This is a genomic window from Myroides sp. DW712, from assembly GCF_046557355.1.
Taxonomy (GTDB): Bacteria; Bacteroidota; Bacteroidia; order Flavobacteriales; family Flavobacteriaceae; genus Flavobacterium.
Genome location: NZ_JBKFDO010000007.1, coordinates 17,206 through 34,228, shown reverse-complemented (window position 1 = coordinate 34,228; position 17,023 = coordinate 17,206). Strand labels below are relative to the sequence as shown.

The 17,023-nt window shown below is 37.4% G+C and carries 16 protein-coding genes; 5 read left to right on the top strand and 11 right to left on the bottom strand.

What is annotated here, in order from left to right; all coding sequences use genetic code 11:
* Positions 1-2: 2 nt before the first annotated feature.
* From ACLJX0_RS07205 to ACLJX0_RS07190, 4 genes are all read right to left on the bottom strand, one after another.
* Complete coding sequence (locus ACLJX0_RS07205; RefSeq protein WP_002986040.1) at positions 3-278, bottom strand: HU family DNA-binding protein; 276 nt, start codon at positions 276-278, stop codon at positions 3-5.
* Positions 279-433: 155 nt separating this feature from the next.
* Positions 434-1,384, bottom strand: coding sequence for a methionyl-tRNA formyltransferase (gene fmt / locus ACLJX0_RS07200; protein WP_410879450.1), 951 nt, complete (start codon positions 1,382-1,384; stop codon positions 434-436).
* Complete coding sequence (locus ACLJX0_RS07195; RefSeq protein ID WP_410879449.1) at positions 1,384-3,288, bottom strand: ATP-dependent DNA helicase RecQ; 1,905 nt, start codon at positions 3,286-3,288, stop codon at positions 1,384-1,386. The genes fmt and ACLJX0_RS07195 overlap by 1 nt, the downstream gene beginning before the upstream one ends.
* A gap of 76 nt (positions 3,289-3,364) precedes the next feature.
* On the bottom strand, positions 3,365-3,898 hold the full coding sequence (locus tag ACLJX0_RS07190) for an AAA family ATPase (protein WP_410879448.1): 534 nt from the start codon (positions 3,896-3,898) through the stop codon (positions 3,365-3,367).
* A 587-nt stretch (positions 3,899-4,485) separates the two neighbouring features.
* Here ACLJX0_RS07190 and ACLJX0_RS07185 point away from each other — a divergent pair.
* The 3 genes from ACLJX0_RS07185 to murA all read left to right on the top strand — a co-directional run bounded on the left by ACLJX0_RS07185 (position 4,486) and on the right by murA (position 6,893).
* Entirely contained in the window at positions 4,486-4,770 is a 285-nt protein-coding gene (locus ACLJX0_RS07185; protein ID WP_410879447.1) for a DUF493 family protein, read from the top strand.
* A 75-nt stretch (positions 4,771-4,845) separates the two neighbouring features.
* Positions 4,846-5,583 carry a DUF4290 domain-containing protein gene (locus ACLJX0_RS07180; RefSeq protein WP_410879446.1) on the top strand — a complete coding sequence of 246 codons (738 nt, stop codon included), beginning with the start codon at positions 4,846-4,848 and terminating at the stop codon, positions 5,581-5,583.
* Complete coding sequence (murA, locus tag ACLJX0_RS07175) at positions 5,580-6,893, top strand: UDP-N-acetylglucosamine 1-carboxyvinyltransferase (RefSeq protein ID WP_410879445.1); 1,314 nt, start codon at positions 5,580-5,582, stop codon at positions 6,891-6,893. The genes ACLJX0_RS07180 and murA overlap by 4 nt, the downstream gene beginning before the upstream one ends.
* Positions 6,894-7,100: 207 nt before the next feature.
* Here murA and ACLJX0_RS07170 read toward each other — a convergent pair whose 3' ends face one another.
* Positions 7,101-9,521: a prolyl oligopeptidase family serine peptidase gene (locus ACLJX0_RS07170; protein ID WP_410879444.1), complete on the bottom strand. Its 2,421-nt coding sequence runs from the start codon at positions 9,519-9,521 to the stop codon at positions 7,101-7,103.
* Between the two features lie 130 nt (positions 9,522-9,651).
* Here ACLJX0_RS07170 and ACLJX0_RS07165 point away from each other — a divergent pair, with 130 nt between their 5' ends.
* Both ACLJX0_RS07165 and ACLJX0_RS07160 read left to right on the top strand, forming a co-directional pair.
* Entirely contained in the window at positions 9,652-10,656 is a 1,005-nt protein-coding gene (locus ACLJX0_RS07165; RefSeq protein WP_410879443.1) for a 3-oxoacyl-ACP synthase III family protein, read from the top strand.
* 37 nt (positions 10,657-10,693) lie between these two features.
* Entirely contained in the window at positions 10,694-11,386 is a 693-nt protein-coding gene (locus ACLJX0_RS07160; RefSeq protein WP_410879442.1) for a sterol desaturase family protein, read from the top strand.
* A 16-nt stretch (positions 11,387-11,402) separates the two neighbouring features.
* Here ACLJX0_RS07160 and ACLJX0_RS07155 read toward each other — a convergent pair whose 3' ends face one another.
* From ACLJX0_RS07155 to ACLJX0_RS07130, 6 genes are all read right to left on the bottom strand, one after another.
* Positions 11,403-12,398 carry an endonuclease I family protein gene (locus ACLJX0_RS07155; RefSeq protein WP_410879441.1) on the bottom strand — a complete coding sequence of 332 codons (996 nt, stop codon included), beginning with the start codon at positions 12,396-12,398 and terminating at the stop codon, positions 11,403-11,405.
* A gap of 190 nt (positions 12,399-12,588) precedes the next feature.
* Positions 12,589-14,142, bottom strand: coding sequence for an endonuclease I family protein (locus tag ACLJX0_RS07150; RefSeq protein WP_410879440.1), 1,554 nt, complete (start codon positions 14,140-14,142; stop codon positions 12,589-12,591).
* A 34-nt stretch (positions 14,143-14,176) separates the two neighbouring features.
* On the bottom strand, positions 14,177-15,391 hold the full coding sequence (locus ACLJX0_RS07145; protein ID WP_410879439.1) for an RsmB/NOP family class I SAM-dependent RNA methyltransferase: 1,215 nt from the start codon (positions 15,389-15,391) through the stop codon (positions 14,177-14,179).
* A gap of 81 nt (positions 15,392-15,472) precedes the next feature.
* Positions 15,473-15,907: a hypothetical protein gene (locus ACLJX0_RS07140; RefSeq protein ID WP_410879438.1), complete on the bottom strand. Its 435-nt coding sequence runs from the start codon at positions 15,905-15,907 to the stop codon at positions 15,473-15,475.
* Positions 15,908-15,913: 6 nt separating this feature from the next.
* A complete protein-coding gene (locus tag ACLJX0_RS07135) occupies positions 15,914-16,330 on the bottom strand; it encodes a hypothetical protein (protein ID WP_410879437.1) in 417 nt (138 codons plus the stop codon).
* Positions 16,331-16,374: 44 nt separating this feature from the next.
* Entirely contained in the window at positions 16,375-16,923 is a 549-nt protein-coding gene (locus ACLJX0_RS07130) for an RNA polymerase sigma factor (RefSeq protein WP_410879436.1), read from the bottom strand.
* Positions 16,924-17,023 lie beyond the last annotated feature (100 nt).

The following is a 17,023-nucleotide window of genomic DNA, read 5'->3' as shown; positions in this document are numbered from 1 at the left end:
AACTACTTGTTTACAGATCCTTCTAATTCAGATCCAGCTTTAAATTTAACTACTTTTTTAGCAGCAATTTTAATTGTTTTTCCAGTTTGAGGGTTTCTTCCTTCTCTAGCAGCTCTCTCAGATACTGACCATGAACCGAAACCTACCAATGAAATTTTGTCTCCTTTAGCTAATGTAGATTCAACGTTAGATAAGAAAGATTCTAAAGCTTTTTTAGCTGCAACTTTACTGATCTCTGCATCTTTTGCGATAGCATCAATTAATTCTGTTTTGTTCATAATAATTTTTTTTAAAGGTTAACTTTATTAACGTTCTTATTACAAATTTAGGGTTATAAAGTTATAAAACAAGCTTTTTGTAAAAAAAAAACGCCGTATAATATCTTTTTTTGTGTTAAGGTTCTATATGAAGTATGTCTTTGTAATAGAATGAGTTATAAAACGATAGTGTTTTCGCTAAATTTTTGTCCATTTAATACTTCGTTTACCAGCATCATTTTCTTGCCTGGGAGCTGTAATTTTATCACCTGCAAGAAGCCCTTTTGAACGGCTATTTGTATCGTTTTTTTAGCTGTAATGACTTGACCAATAGGTAGTTGGTGTTGTTCTTCTTCGAAATAAGCTTCGTGTATTTTAATGCTCCATTCTTGCTGTGTATCGCGGTCTTCAAGCATACACCAAGCTGCTGGATAAGGGCTTAGCCCGCGAATAAGCTGTTCAATCTCTGGTCCTGGTTTGGAAAAGTCGATTTTGCAGTTGTCTCGGTTTAATTTATAAGCTGTTTTCGTATCTTCTGCGGGTTGATGTACCACTTTTACCTCACCTTGTTGGATTAATTCCAGGGTTTCAACTACGGTTTCAGCGCCCAAGACCATTAAGCGATCGTGAAGTTCTCCTGCTGTTTCTTTTTCGCCAATTGTCGTTTCTTTCTTTAAGATAATAGCTCCAGTATCAATTTTCTCATCAATGAAGAAGGTCGTAACGCCTGTTTTCTTTTCTCCATTGATAATGGCCCAGTTAATCGGTGCTGCTCCTCGGTAATCGGGTAATAAAGAGGCGTGTAGATTGAAGGTTCCATATTCTGGCATTTGCCACACCACAGCGGGTAACATTCTGAAAGCTACTACTACTTGTAAATTGGCCTGATACGAAGCTAATTCACGTAAAAAATCCTCGTCTTTTAAATTCGTCGGTTGTAAAATAGGTAAGTTTTTTTCTAGTGCATATTCTTTTACCGCAGAAAACTTTAATTTTTGACCTCTTCCTGCTGGTCGATCAGGGGCTGTAATCACAGCTACAATAGTGAAGTTATGTTGATATATCGCATCGAGAATGCCAACCGCAAAATCAGGGGTTCCCATAAATAGGATACGTAAGTCTTTCATCAGAGTAAAGTATATTGATTTTTGTTATTTAATTTAATTTTTTGCTGTTCAGATAATTGCTGAATCACGGTGATAATATCTTGTATATCGAGTGATAGATCTGCTTCCATTTCTTTGGTAGTGGCTGCTTCTTTGCGCTGTAAGTACAAGATTAAACGCTCTCTTTTTTTCGCTAAATCATCCGTAGGTTGCTTTCGATTGGCCTGTATACAGGTAGAACAACTGCCGCAATTGTGCTCCATCGTTTCATTGAAATAGTGCAGGATGATTTTGTTCTTACAAATATCGTCATTTTGTGCGTAAAAATAAATAGCGCGATACTGTTCGAGTTTGAGTTTATTCTGCTGATCCAAAAAGGGAAAAGTGCGGTAAATCGTTTTATCCTCCTCCCATGCTTCGAGAAAGGTAAGCTCCAAATCGTGTTCTTCGGGTGTGAAAATACAAAGCTCTTCTTGATGCCAGGTTTGCAAACACTCCTGCACAAATAAAATTGGTTCCTGAACCTGTTCACTGATGAAAGCCAAGTTAATTGGCGTGTTGTATTCGTGTATACCTGGATAGTGGCGGATAATCTGTAGTAAAACATTTTCTTGTCGTTCATTGTCATACACATAATCCAGCAATTCACTACTACTTACTGTAAATTGAACTTGCGTCTTGTTATTCGAATTGGGAGTTAGTTTACAAATCCCTTGACGATCTAAGAATTGCAAGGCATTATAGGTCAGGGAATAGGGAAATTGATAGTGCACACAAAACTGATTGAAACTAAAAGAGTAGGAGGTATTGTACCCTTCCCCTAAACCAATACTTAAATAGTTGTTGAGTTTGCGATAAACCAGCTTTAAAAAGGCTTTGTCAAACAAATTGTCTTTGGTCCAGTCTTCGACGGATTTAGGTTCATTTGGAGCAAGTAGTAAAGATGCAAATGCCCTAGATTCATCGCGCCCTGCACGTCCTGCCTCTTGGTAGTAATTTTCTAAGTTGTCTGGCAGTTGCAAGTGAATGACATTGTGGACATTCTTTTTGTCAATCCCCATGCCAAAAGCATTGGTTGCTACCATAATCGGTGTTTTTTCTGCCACCCAATCGTCTAGCCTTTTTTTCTTCTCAAACGTGTTTAACCCCCCGTGAAAAAAATTCGCCTTGAAGTTTTTCTGGTTCAATTGCTGGGCTAATACCTGGGTTTCTTTTCTATTGCGGACGTAAATAATCGTGGGAAAAGGATTTTTCTGTAGCATGCGCTCCACAATAATTTCTTTATTTTCCACGGGATATACCCCATAGATGAGGTTACTTCTATAAAAGCTCTTCTTGAATAAGGCCACCTCTTTTAGCTCGAGATTGGTACAGATATCGTCGATTACCCGTTGATTGGCTGATCCCGTTAATGCAATAAGAGGGACAGTAGGAAATAGCTTGCGCAACTGGTTAATCTTGAGGTAGGCAGGGCGAAAATCGTGCCCCCATTGTGAAATACAATGCGCTTCATCTACTGCGATTAAGCTGATTTTGAGATGTTCTATACGCTCTAATAACCAGGTCTGTTCCAATCGTTCTGGAGAGATATACAACAATTTATATTCACCATAGCGACAATTGTCTAGAATAGCATCTATATCAGTCAAAGAAGCTCCACCCATAATCGCCGTTGCTTTGATTCCCAAAGCATTTAGATTATTGACCTGATCTTGCATCAAGGCAACCAAAGGGGATATAACCAAACAAGTACCCGGTAGAAGTAGTGCTGGAATCTGAAAGCAGATGCTTTTTCCTCCCCCTGTAGGCAATAACGCAAAGGTATCCTTGCCTGCTAAAACAGCGGTGATAATGGCTTCTTGCGGCTCTCGAAAAGAACTGTGTTTCCAATAGTGCTGAAGGATATCGAGGGGCTTTTTCGTCATTGAAACAAAGGTTTTGGCTTTCGACTAAGGTAGTCAAAAATGTAAAAAGGATTGTAACAACAATCCTTTTTTTATATTATATACGCTCTAAGATAAAATCGACTCTTTTGGCAATGGTTTCTCGGGGAACTTCGATCAAATCATAGCCATACCCCTTATAGGTGTCAACCAAATAACGGTGAATGAGATTTGCTTGTTCAAATGATTCATAGCGCTGTTCATCACTAATGTAAATGTTTTCCCAAGGAGGTAATAAGAAAATCTGATGATACAAGTGATTTTTACATGCCATATCAAAGCTCTCTGGATAGGCATCTCCTTTGTAATGCATATACGCCAATACATCTGGAATTCCACGGTCAATAAAAACTACAGGGGCATCCTCTTCTGCCGCACTTCTATGTTGATCAATTCTACCTTCTAGTAAAAGTTGACTAAATAACAGAGGTTCCGTTAAAAAAAGCTGATCAATTCCTTTTTCTTGCGCCTTTTTGGTCACTTCTCTTGATATTTCAGGATAACAGGTATAACCTTTTGCAGTTAATTCATTGATTATAGTTGTTTTACCAGATCCTGGGCCACCGATTATTAAAACGAGTTTTGTATTCATTGCTACCTAAAAATAAAGAAGGGGCAAAAGTAAGGTAAAAAGTCGGGATAACCTGCCTTTTGTCTGTTGCTTTTTTGTTATTTGTGAAGGTTGGGGTGGGTTTGGTGGGGGTTTGGTGGGGGGGTGGTGGGGGGTAGGTGAGGGTTTGGTGAGGGTTTGGTGGGGATTTGGTGAGGGTTTGGTGAGATTTCCTACTCTATGCCTTAGAACGTTGTTACTCTGGCTTACTCTAATCAAACACCAAAGAACAAACACCGAAGAACAAACACCGAAGAACAAAAAAGCAAAAATACTTTTCAGAAGAGATTTGGTAGGGGGTTATTCGATATTCCTTCGACCCTCCTTGGAGAATACTAGGAAAACACAGCTTTTTGTTGGAGGAATGTCGAATGAATGTCGAAGCGAAATCGAAGGGGGATTGAAGCATTCGTATTGAATGCAACAAACTGGACAAAGAACAAATCGTACAAAGAACAAAAAAGCAACTACAAAAAAAGCAAAAAGTAAAAATCAAACACCAAAGAACGAACAACAAAAAATCAACCAAAAATCAACCAAAAATCCGTATATTTGTATCAAAATAATGTATGGATACTAAAACGAAAGAATTTTACGAAAGCTTAAAGGAAAAGTTAGAGTTTGAAAGAAGTTGGCCAAATGAATATTTATTCAAATTTATTGTGCCTGCAGACGAGCAAAAAATTGCTCAAATTGAACGCGCTTTTGACGGAATGAACCCCGTGATTAACTTCCGTAATTCAAGTAAAGGTACCTTTACCAGTGTCTCGATAAAAGTGCATATGGCGAGTGCACAAGCCATTGTTGATAAATATATTGAGTTATCGACAATTGAAGGGCTTTTATCGCTGTAAAAAATTGATTTATCCTAGAAAGTTTCCTACTTTTATAGCTCAGGCTAATCGCCAAATTTTGTAAACACCAATTAGATGAAATTTAACTCCGCAGAAGCAGTAGCGCATTTAGGCTACAATACAGCCACAAATAAATTAGTAATTCCAGATTACGGTCGTCACCTTCAGATTATGATTGAGCAAATTGCTCAAATGGAAAATCAAGAGGAACGCAATAAAGCCGCTAATTACGCCATTCGCGTCATGGGGGATATGAACCCGCATTTGCGTGATGTGCCTGATTTTCAGCATAAATTATGGGATCAGCTTTTTATGATTTCTGACTTTAAACTAGAGGTTGATTGTCCTTTTCCTATTGCGACGAGAGAAACGGTGTATGCAAAACCAGAAGTTTTACCTTATCCCAAAAAACAATTGAATTATCGCTATTACGGTAATAATATCAAGAGTATGATTGCGGAAGCGTTGAAGTTTGAAGAAGGTGAAATGCGAGATGCCTTGATTATTGTGATTGCCAATCACATGAAAAAAAGTTACCTCAGTTGGAATAAAGACAATGTGAAGGATGAAGTGATTTTTGAACACCTCCGTGAACTTTCAGGGGGACAAATTAATTTATCTAAACAAGAAGAAGAGCTGTCAACAACAGCTAACTTGATTCAGGTAAATCGCAAGCAATCTAACAAAAGCAATTATTCGAATAGCAATAATACCAACAACAATGCGAATAATGCCAATAATCAAAAAGGAAACAACAATAACAACAAGAAGTATAGCAAGCACAATTATCAAGCAAAAGGTAAAAAGCAATGAGTACATTTAGAATTGAAGGAGGTCACCAATTAAAAGGTGAAGTACATGCGCAAGGGGCTAAAAATGAAGCTTTACAAGTACTTTGTGCGGTGTTGTTAACAAATGAAAAAGTAGTAATTTCCAATATCCCCGATATTATTGATGTCAATAAACTAATTGAATTATTGGAATCATTAGGGGTGAAAATTGAGCGATTAGCACCCAATAAAATGTCGTTTCAAGCAGATCATCTAAATTTGGATTATCTAACGTCAGAAGACTTTAAAGCAGGAGGAAAGGCGTTACGAGGTTCTATTATGATGGTAGGGCCACTTTTAGGTCGTTTTGGTAAAGGGTATATTCCAAAACCAGGAGGAGATAAAATCGGAAGACGTCGTTTAGATACGCATTTTGAAGGATTTATCAAATTAGGGGCTACCTTTAGATACAACCGAGAGGAGTATTTTTATGGGGTGGAAGCAGAGCAACTGATTGGAGCTGATATGCTCCTAGAAGAAGCTTCTGTTACTGGAACAGCCAACATCATCATGGCTGCCGTTTTAGCTAAAGGAACGACAACCATTTACAATGCAGCTTGTGAACCCTATTTGCAACAGCTTTGCAAAATGCTGAATAGCATGGGAGCTAAAATTACTGGGGTTGGATCGAATTTCCTAACCATTGAAGGGGTAGAGAAATTAACGGGTTGTGAACACCGTATCTTACCGGATATGATTGAAATTGGTTCTTGGATTGGATTAGCGGCTATGACTAAAAGTGAATTAACCATCAAAAATGTTGGATGGGAACACTTAGGGGTGATTCCGAATACTTTTAAGCGTTTGGGAATTCAGTTAGAAAAAAGAGGAGACGATATCTATATTCCTGCTCACGCGCAAGGATACGAAATACAGAGTTTTATCGATGGGTCAATCTTGACTATTGCCGATGCACCTTGGCCAGGATTAACGCCTGATTTACTAAGTGTAATCTTAGTGGTGGCTACGCAAGCAAGAGGAGAAGTATTGATTCACCAGAAGATGTTTGAAAGCCGTTTGTTCTTCGTCGATAAATTAATCGATATGGGCGCTAAAATTATCTTATGTGATCCACACCGAGCGGTGGTGATTGGACATGATTTTAAATCCCAATTAAAAGCCACACGCATGTCTTCACCGGATATTCGCGCAGGAATTTCCTTGTTAATTGCAGCTTTATCCGCACAAGGAACTAGTGTGATTCAGAATATTGATCAGATTGACCGTGGGTATGAACGAATTGATGAGCGCTTACGCGCTTTAGGCGCAAGGATAGAACGTGTCGACGAGTAAGAGCGAATGACAATTCGTCCTTTGATTAGTATATAGCAGTTCAATGAATAGCAAATACATAAAAAAAGCTTGCGTTTTTTAACGCAAGCTTTTTTTATTTGTTGTTTGTTTGGCTTTTGTTCTTTGGTTGGTTTATTGTATTCTAAAAGACAAAACATCCATTACGCATCACCCATTTCCAAAAAAAAGACCCCGAAGGGTCTTTTCTTATTTATTCTTAAGGTATTTTTCCAAGAACTGATCTTGTTCCCATAGTAAATGTAAAATGTTTTCTTTAGCAACATAACCGTGGCTTTCTTTTGGTAGAATCACCATACGCACTGGTGCACCTAATCCTTTTAATGCTTGGAAATAGCGCTCTGTTTGTAAGGTAAACGTCCCCGGGTTGTTATCTGCTTCTCCGTGTACCAATAACATAGGAGTTTTCATTTTGTCTGCATTCATAAAGGGAGACATGGTGTTGTACACTTGAGGAACTTCCCAATAGTTACGTTGTTCCGTTTGGAATCCAAAAGGTGTCAAGGTACGGTTATAGGCTCCACTTCTTGCAATTCCCACCGCAAATAGATCAGAATGCGTTAATAAGTTTGCAGTCATGAATGCACCATAAGAATGGCCTCCCACGCCAACTTTAGTGCGATCGATATAGCCTAATGCATCAACAGCGTCAATGGCTGCTTTACCATTGGCAACTAATTGCTCAATATAGGTGTCGTTAGGCTCTTCTGTTCCTTCTCCAACAATAGGGAAAGCCGCATCATCTAAAACGGCATATCCTTTTGTTACCCAATATACAAAAGACCCGTAGTAAGGGAAGGTGAATTCATTAGAATTCGAAGTAACCTGTCCTGCACTATGCTTATCCTTGTATTCCGTTGGATAGGCCCAGATTAACAAAGGTAATTTCTCAGTTTTGTTCTTTTTATCGTAGTTCGCAGGTAGATATAATGTTCCTGATAATTCTAAACCATCCGCTCTTTTATAGGTGATTACCTCTTTGTGTACACCATGTAAGCTTTCAAATGGGTTTTGGAACGTCGTAATGGGTTTAATATCGTTTTTCTTCTTGATATTTCTGAAATAGTAGTTTGGATATTCTGTTGGGGATTGAATCGAAACTAAGACCAAGCCTTTTTTGATGTCCTCGATGGACTGAATACTCTCTTTTTTTGTTGTATAAGTTGATTGATATAGACGTTTTGTCTTTAGCGTGGCTAAATCAAATTCATCAATAAATGGGAATTGCCCTTTTGGAGTGTATCCTTCGCCAATTAAATACATTTTATTGTTGTCAATCGCTAAGGTATAACGACCATATTCGTTGCGCTTGGTTTCAAAAGTCCCTGGGTCGCTGTAAACGTCTTGCTCGTTGCGGTCCTCAATTTTGGTCGGCTGATCATTAAAAGTTGAAGGATTAATCAGAAACTGTCTGAAGTTACGTGTATCGTACCACTGATCTGCTACAAGCGCTACTTGGTCATTCCCCCAAGTAATACCCGCATAGCGTTGTGACAATTTGACGATCGATTTTGGAGCAGTCGTAAACGGAGCTTCCCACGTAAATACTTCATCTCTGTAGGTTACTTCCTTTGCTGGATCTCCACCATCTAAAGCTTCTACATAAGACAAGGTTGCTGGTTGATCCCCACGCCACTGCATACTTCTTTTTCCTTCTCTAACGGCCATAAACCCTTTGGGCATAATTTCGTTTAAAGCAATGTCATTTACTTCTTTAACCAATGTTCCATCTAGGGTATAGACTGAGGTCTTCATTGGAAAGCGATTCAGCGGTACCAAGTAGGAGAACGGTTTTTCTAAGGTTGTAAGCATTAGGTAAGTACCATCAGGCGAAATCGACTCACTTGCATACATTGCTGCTTCTTTGAATATTTTTTTATTTCCTTGTAAATCAATTAAATATAGCTCGGATGTTACTAGCGTTTCAAAGTTAGCTTCATCCGTTTTATTTTTCAAAAGATCTTGATAGGTTCTGTTTTGAGAAACAACCCCTTCTTCACTAATCGATACAATAGGGCCTGTGGGTAGATTTTTTTTCGTATCTATTAAAGCAGGGCGGTTGGCAGGAATAACATTCACCAACAATTGTTGGTTGTCTTTTAACCAAGTAATAGGATTGCCTAAATTAGCGTTGAGGTTCCCTTCCGTTAGCTTTTTCGCTGTTGCCGTTTTAAAATCCAATACCCAAAGTTCTACTCCTGTTGCGATGGTATTAGTGAAGGCTATTTTTGTTTGATCAGGAGAAACCGTTACATTGGAAATTCGAGGATTGGCAGGTAATCCTTTTACTTGAATTTCCGATTTGTCTTTTACTTTTCTAACTTTTAGGTTGTTGATGTACGTTAGTGTACTGGAAATATTGGTGTTCACATCGATTCGTAAACCACCTAATCGCATCTCTTCTACATTTAAATCATCTAAGGTTTTGTACGTACTGCGATAGCTCAAAAGCATGTATTCCATTTGACTGTCAATAAAGATGGAAGGTGCTCGTTCAAATTCAGCCAATTGCAAAATTTCTTGAGACGGTTTTTGATACGTTACATTTTCTTGTGCGTACATAGATGTAATTAGAAATAGAGATAATAAAGACGTTTTTAAACCCTTCATTTTTTTGTTTGTTTTAGTTTATCCAAGCAATATACGTGGAATATTTATAAAAAAAGTCGTTTTTGTAGTTGATGTTTTTTAAAATACACAAAAAACTTACCTTTGCTTCAACAAATTAAACCAGATAAACATGTTTAGATCAAAGATTTCGGGTCTAGGTTACTATGTGCCTGATAACGTAGTAACCAATGACGATTTGTCAAAAATAATGGATACCAATCACGAATGGATTGTCGAAAGAACAGGAATCCACGAGCGTAGACATAAGAATTTAGAAGAAGACACTACTTCGGGAATGGGAGTGAAGGCTGCAAAAATTGCCATGGAACGCGCTGGAGTAGAAGCTAAAGATATTGATTTTGTTGTATTTGCAACGTTGAGTCCAGATTACTATTTTCCAGGCCCTGGCGTGATGTTACAAAAAGCATTAGGATTAAATACGGTAGCGGCTCTTGATATTCGCGCTCAGTGTTCCGGTTTTATTTATGCCTTATCGGTAGCGGATCAATACATCAAAACAGGGATGTATAAAACCGTTTTAGTCGTTGGCTCCGAAGTACATTCAGCTGGATTGGATATGACCACCCGAGGAAGAGCTGTATCTGTGATTTTTGGAGATGGAGCAGGAGCAGCCATTTTAACGCGTTCGGAAGACGAAACAGGAATTTTATCTACACATATTCATTCCCAAGGAGAACATGCAGAAGAATTAGCGCTAATTGCCCCAGGAATGGGTGGACGATGGGTATCTGATATTTTAAAAGACAACAATCCGGATGACTTGAGCTATATGCCGTATATGAATGGTCAATTTGTATTTAAAAATGCAGTGGTTCGTTTCAGTGAGGTGATCATGGAAGGATTGGAAGCCAATCAGCTACAAGTATCCGATATCGATATGTTGATTCCACATCAAGCCAATTTGAGAATCTCTCAATTTATCCAACAAAAATTTGGTTTGTCAGACGATCAAGTGTACAACAACATTCAAAAATATGGAAATACAACCGCAGCATCTGTGCCAATTGCGCTAACAGAAGCTTGGGAACAAGGAAAAATTAAATCAGGTGATTTAGTTGTTTTAGCTGCTTTTGGCAGTGGTTTTACCTGGGGAAGTGTTGTGGTAAGATGGTAAAATTTTTTTATCTTAGCTAGAAAAAGAGCTAAGATATATGAAATTTGACAAGATAAATAACAAAGGACAAGCGAGATTATTTGAGAATCCCTATTTAGAAATGTTGACAAAAGGGCATCCTGCCATAATATGGGGGATGTACATTCCGATACTATCTTACATTGTTTATTTGGGGTATACGAATTATAATTTATCTATCCAGAACCTCATTCTGCTCTTTTTAGGAGGGATGTTGTTCTGGACTTTTTTTGAATATTTAGCCCATCGCTATTTGTTTCATCTAATTAGCGAAAAACCAAAATTACAGCGTTTTGCCTATATTATGCATGGCAATCACCATCATTATCCTCGAGATAGACAACGCTTGTTTATGCCTCCAGTGCCAAGTATTATTTTGGCTTCTGTGCTGTTTGGTTTACACTATCTATTTTTAGGTCGATACACTTTTGGGTTTTATCCTGGATTTATCATTGGTTATTTGCTCTATGCTTCTATGCATTATGCTATACACGCATTTGCACCCCCTTTTAAGTTTATGAAACCGCTGTGGCGAAATCACCACCTACATCATTATAAAGATGAGGAATTGGGTTTTGGTGTGAGTAATACGTTTTGGGACAGGGTGTTTGGTACTATGTTCGATTTATCCAAAGAAAAAGAAGACAAGGAGAAAGTAAAAGAACTGATGTTTGAAAAGAAAAAAAATAATAAAAAAAGGACTCAGAATTAATTCGAGTCCTTTTTCTTTATCGTCTTTCCCAAGTATTTTCAGAAACCTTTACGCGATCATAGTTGGTTCCCCAAATTAAATTCGCTAAGTAGGGATTATCAATAAATGGATTTCTATTTCCTTGTGAATAGGTATTAGTTGGATTACCATGGTATTCATTTCGTTTTCTCTCTATTGGAGATACTGGGTCTTCAGCATTCCATTTTAAGAAAAGTTCAATCATTTCATCTCGATCGCCACTGTAAACAATCATGCCATCTCCAACATCACCAGGTTTACACTGCTTGTCATATCTCAAATACATATACATCATCATTCGAGCAACATCTCCTTTCCATTCATCTCCAGGATACCAAAAAGAGCCTCTTCTTCCTGAATTTCCTTGACCGTCTGTAAATTTTAGGTTACTGCGCGTATTGTTCCACTCTCCATTAATCGGGCGTAAGTTGTGTGCATCTGTACCTGCAATATGAGCAATATTATTTAATAAGTTTGAACTGTTAGTTATCAATTTTGGATTGGCTAAGGATTTGGCAAAAACGTGTTCACGTTCCCAAAGCGATTGACGTCTTTCATCACTGTATCCTCCATGGTTTCTCGCATTCTTATCCATGCTTCTCGCTTGTATAATACTGCTTTCCGTCCCTTTGGGCCAACCGTAAACCAATAAAACATTATTTGGGTTTTCTGGATCGCGATCTGTTTCTATCGAAGCATACCAAACATTCGGACTGTAATTCTGAGGTTTATGCGTACGGGTTACGACTGTACGTAAGGCACTTTTTAATTCGTCTCCTCTTAATTTGAAATTTACACCATTGTAGTATTCTACTTCTGCTGTATGGGTAGGGATATAATTATAGGTATCTGTTTTTACAATATCGGATCCAGGCGTAGTAGGGACCGTAGGACCTTCAGGGTCCGGTTTCTTAGGAGTAGGACTGTCGTCTTTGCTGCATCCTACGAACAAAGCAAATACAAGCGTTGTAACTAGTAAATAATATTTTCTCATAGTAAATAAATAATTCCTGTCTAGTACAGGCTAATAATAAAGATATAAGGTGTATTTCCTGCAAAGATAGTGTACCCTGATAGAAATATAAAATTAGGGAAGATAACTGGTGATAATTTTACGTTTAATTGGTAAAAAAAGGGATTAGCTTTTTAGGCTAATCCCTTTATATTGTGGAATTTAATAAATATTATTTCTTCCATTTATTTTCAGCCGTTGGACCGCCCCAAATTTTGGTAGCTAGATTTGGATTGTCAATAAAAGGATTTCTATTTCCTTGACCAAATTCGTTGTCTTTATTTCCTAAATACTCATTTCGTTGTATTTCTAGTGGAGATACTGGATCTTCCGCATTCCATTGTAATAACAATTGAATCATATTGCGGTCAATCGTATTGGTAGCACCTATAGCTACATTCGAAGGTAAACAACGATCTTCATAGCGAATGTACATATACATCATCATACGAGCCACATCTCCTTTCCATTCATCTCCAGGATACCAACCATTGCCAACCGCTCCAGATACACCTGAACCGCTGATAAATAGTTTATTTCCTCTTGTGCTATTCCAAGCTGGGTCAGCTGGACGTAAATGATGAGCATCCGATCCAGGACCTGTTTCTCCTAAATTTGGAGTCCCTAAAGATTTTGCATACGTATGCTCTCTATTCCAATCCGTACTTGCTCCTCCGTGTGTGTTTTTACCTCTTGTGTAAGCTGTTTTACCTGTTAAAACTCCTGCATGCCCATATACCAAATAAACTTCGTTTTTCGCAGGTGTTAAATCTGTTTCTTTTAACGCATCCCAAACTTTAGCATACGTTAAAAATTTAACGTGTTTTGCTTTTGTTAGCGTGGTTAATTCAGCTTTTAATGCCATACCGTCTTTAGAGAAATCAACAGTTTTATAGTAATCCGAAATAGCCGTAGGTATGTTGTAATCTCCGTTATCTTCTCCTCCAGGAACTTCTGGATCTGTACCACTTGTTTCGAAAACAATACTATCGATGTATAAATTATATAACGCATTTGAGCCAACTTTTAAGGCAAAAACACTTCCTTTACCTGATTTGTTGTAGTCAACATTTGTCAAGTCTAAGCTAACTTTAATCCATTGTCCTGGACTATTAACCGTTAAATTGGTATAGTCGTTATTTCCATTTTGTGGATTAGAGGCCTGCATTCTAGCCGTTTTTTGCAAAACAACAGATGAAGAAATGACCACCGGTTTTTTATCATTAATATCAGCATCACTCTTTAGGTTGAAAACATCATAGCTTCCATCTTGTTTGAAAACATTGAAAGAAAGAGATTTAGCTGAAGTTCCTTTCATCCAAAAACTAATGAATTTAGCATTTGGATTCACCGTTTGATTCTCTACTGTAAATACATAATCATTTTTATCTGGAGTTCCATTTAAGTGCAAGGCACTTCCAGTTTTTCCTTGACCGTTAGCCTCAATGGCATAGCTTACAAGTTTGTATTTATTCAGTGAGTTTACAAATCCAGACCAATTATTGAAATTAGCAACAAAGTTTGGTTCGTTTTTGTCGATACCCGCTTCCCCATCAACAGGTGGTGTACCGCCATCGTCATCGTCATCATTCCCTCCGTCCTCTGGTTTTTCTACTCCAGGTTTTGTAGGTTTTTCTAAATCATCTAGCGATAAAACAGAATCTCTTGTACATCCAAATCCTAGAATAAGGGAAGCTAAGAGCGCAAATAGAAATTGTTTTCTCATAATGTGTGTATGTTTTGTTTTATAAGTGTGTTTTTTATTTGATTCTTTCTAATAACGCCATGTAGAATCCATCAAAACCTGATTGGTGCGCCAATACTTTGTGGTCTTTGATGAATTTAAACCCTTGACCTTGTTCAGAAGCTAAGAATTTTTCAATTTGTTTTTCGTTTTCAGACGGTAAAATGGAACAAGTTGCATAGACTACATTTCCACCTACTTTAACTATTTTCGTATAATCTTGTAAAATTTGCTGTTGTACCTGTTTGATTTCTTCTACAAATTCAGGTTGTAATTTCCATTTTGTATCTGGATTACGCTTGATTACCCCTAAACCGCTACAAGGAGCATCAATTAAAACACAATCTGCTTTTTCGTGTAGTTTTTTAATGGTTTTAGTTCCTTCAATAATGCGGTATTCAATATTAAAAGCACTATTTCTTTTGGCTCTGATTTTTAGTTGTTTTTGTTTGCTTTCGTAGATATCCATGGCAATGATTTGCCCTTTGTTCTCCATTAGAGCAGCCATATGAAGTGTTTTCCCTCCCGCACCTGCACAGGTATCTACAACACGCATACCTGGTTTAACCCCTAAGAAGGGAGCAACTAATTGAGAAGAAGCATCTTGTACCTCAAATAACCCTTCTTTAAAAGCATCTGTTAAAAAAACATTTGCTCGTTCTTTCAAGATTAAAGCATCGGGATAATCTTCAGGTTGAATAGTTTCAATATCTAAATCCATCAAGATGGCATGTAATTTCTTGCGTGTAGTTTTTAACGTATTCACGCGTAAAATTACTTGTGCTTGTTGATTTTGTGCTGCAATTTCTTTAGACCAAACTTCTTCGCCTAATTCCTTTACACCCAATTCATCCATCCAGTCTGGAATAGCTTCTTTGAATTTTCTGATTTTACTTAGTTCATCAAATCTACCTTTAATACGGCGAATTGGGGCATTTTCAAAATACTTCCAATCCGGTAAATTATACCCTCTTAATACAGCCCAAACAGTAAAAATGCGCCAAGCATCATCGCGAGTAAACGGTTCTTTTACTTCTGCGATTTCAGTATAAAGCCTTTTCCAACGCACAATTTCATAAATAGTCTCAGCAACGAATTTACGGTCTGCACTTCCCCAACGTTTGTCTTTTTTCAAGGCTTTTGCAACAACTTTGTCTGCATATTCCCCTTCGTTGAAAATTAATAAGATAGAATCAATAACGGTAAAAACTAAGTTTCTGTGTAATCTCATTATATATATAAATAAATAGCCTACAAATATAGTTCTTTTGTAGGCTAGGTGTAATAGGTTTTGCTATTTTTATTTGATAGCTTAATTTTTGTCCTTGTATTTTTTGAGTAACTTTCTATTGAAATCATCTTCTGCTTTCTTGAGTAAGAGAATTTTTTTGTTGGAAAGAATCTTTTTACTGTCTTGAATGAACTTGCTTCTCAGGGTACAGTATTCACTTTCAAAATCGAGTAAATCTTGTACTTTTTCTTTGGCTTGGTTTTCAGATAAACGCTCAATATCTTCGATGTCTGTTGATTTGGTATACTTAATAATCTCACTATGTCTCAATTTAATTAATTGATTGTCATAGGTGTTGTAGATGGGCCAGAATTTTTCTGCTTCCTCAGTGGTTAAGTTTAATACAGTGGTTAAATGCGCTATTTTTAAAGCCTTTATTTTATCCGAATCCCCGTGTTGCGCAAAGCTAAGAAGGGTGCAACCGAAAAAGATAAATAGATAGACGAATCTTTTCATAGTATATTAATAATTTAGGTAGTAATCAAGATCAATATTCGTTTGCACGTAGTCATTGATTTCCTTTTGATTGACATTAATTTGATATTCTAAGTCTTTGATATCATTTTCATCAAAAGATTGTATCAATTCAGAAGACCAAGTATAAGCAGGATCATATGCTAAATGTAGTTCTAGTGCTTCTGTGCTAATTGCTGGCGTACTTTGGCTTCTTATTACTAGACCTACGCCTAATAAAAGAACTACAGCCGCCGCAAGAGTAAGGTATCCTTTAGCTTGACTCAGTCTGAAAATGGTTCCTCTAGACTGCTTGTTTTGCTTGTCTAGGCGTTCAAAAAGACGTGTATCCAACGTTTCAAAATATCCTTCTGGTATTTTGAACCCATCTTTTCTCGTGTGCTGCGCGTGGTTATTTGTCATCATTTTCATGTACTTCTACTAATTAGACTGATTTTTGATAGAAAGGTTTAATTCGATTTTAAAAAAAGCTCTATTTTTTTCATGGCATGATGATACGATGCTTTTAAGGCTCCTACTGACGTCTCTAAAATAGCAGATATACTTTGGTAGTCTAGTTCTTGAAAATAGCGCATCTTAAAGACGAGTTGTTGTCTCTCTGGGAGTGTTGCTATGGCTTTATGGAGCAGAAGGGTAGCTTCATCTCCATTGAAAAAAGGATCGGTTTCTAGCTGGTCGAGTATCTGTTGATTATAGTCCTCCAAACTCACTTTTTGCATCTTGCTTTTTTGTTTTACAAAGTCTAAGGCATGATTGGTTGCTATACGAAAGAGCCAGGAAGATAATTTACTATTTCCCTTGAATCGGTGTATATTTTCATAGGCTTTGATAAAGGTTTCTTGTAGAACATCATCTGCATCTTCGTGATCTAGAACAATCGAGCGAATATGGTAATATAATATCGATTGATTTTGCGCAATGAGCTCGCGAAAAGCAGAATCTTTAGTTTGACTATGTTGCAGTTGTTGCACGAATTGTTCTTCTTCCGATGCTGACAAGATGAATAAATATTTGAATTGAAGATCAGGTGTAAATGTAAAAATACTAAAAAGACTCGAGCAGACATCTACATTTTATCGATAATTTGTTTGTACCACC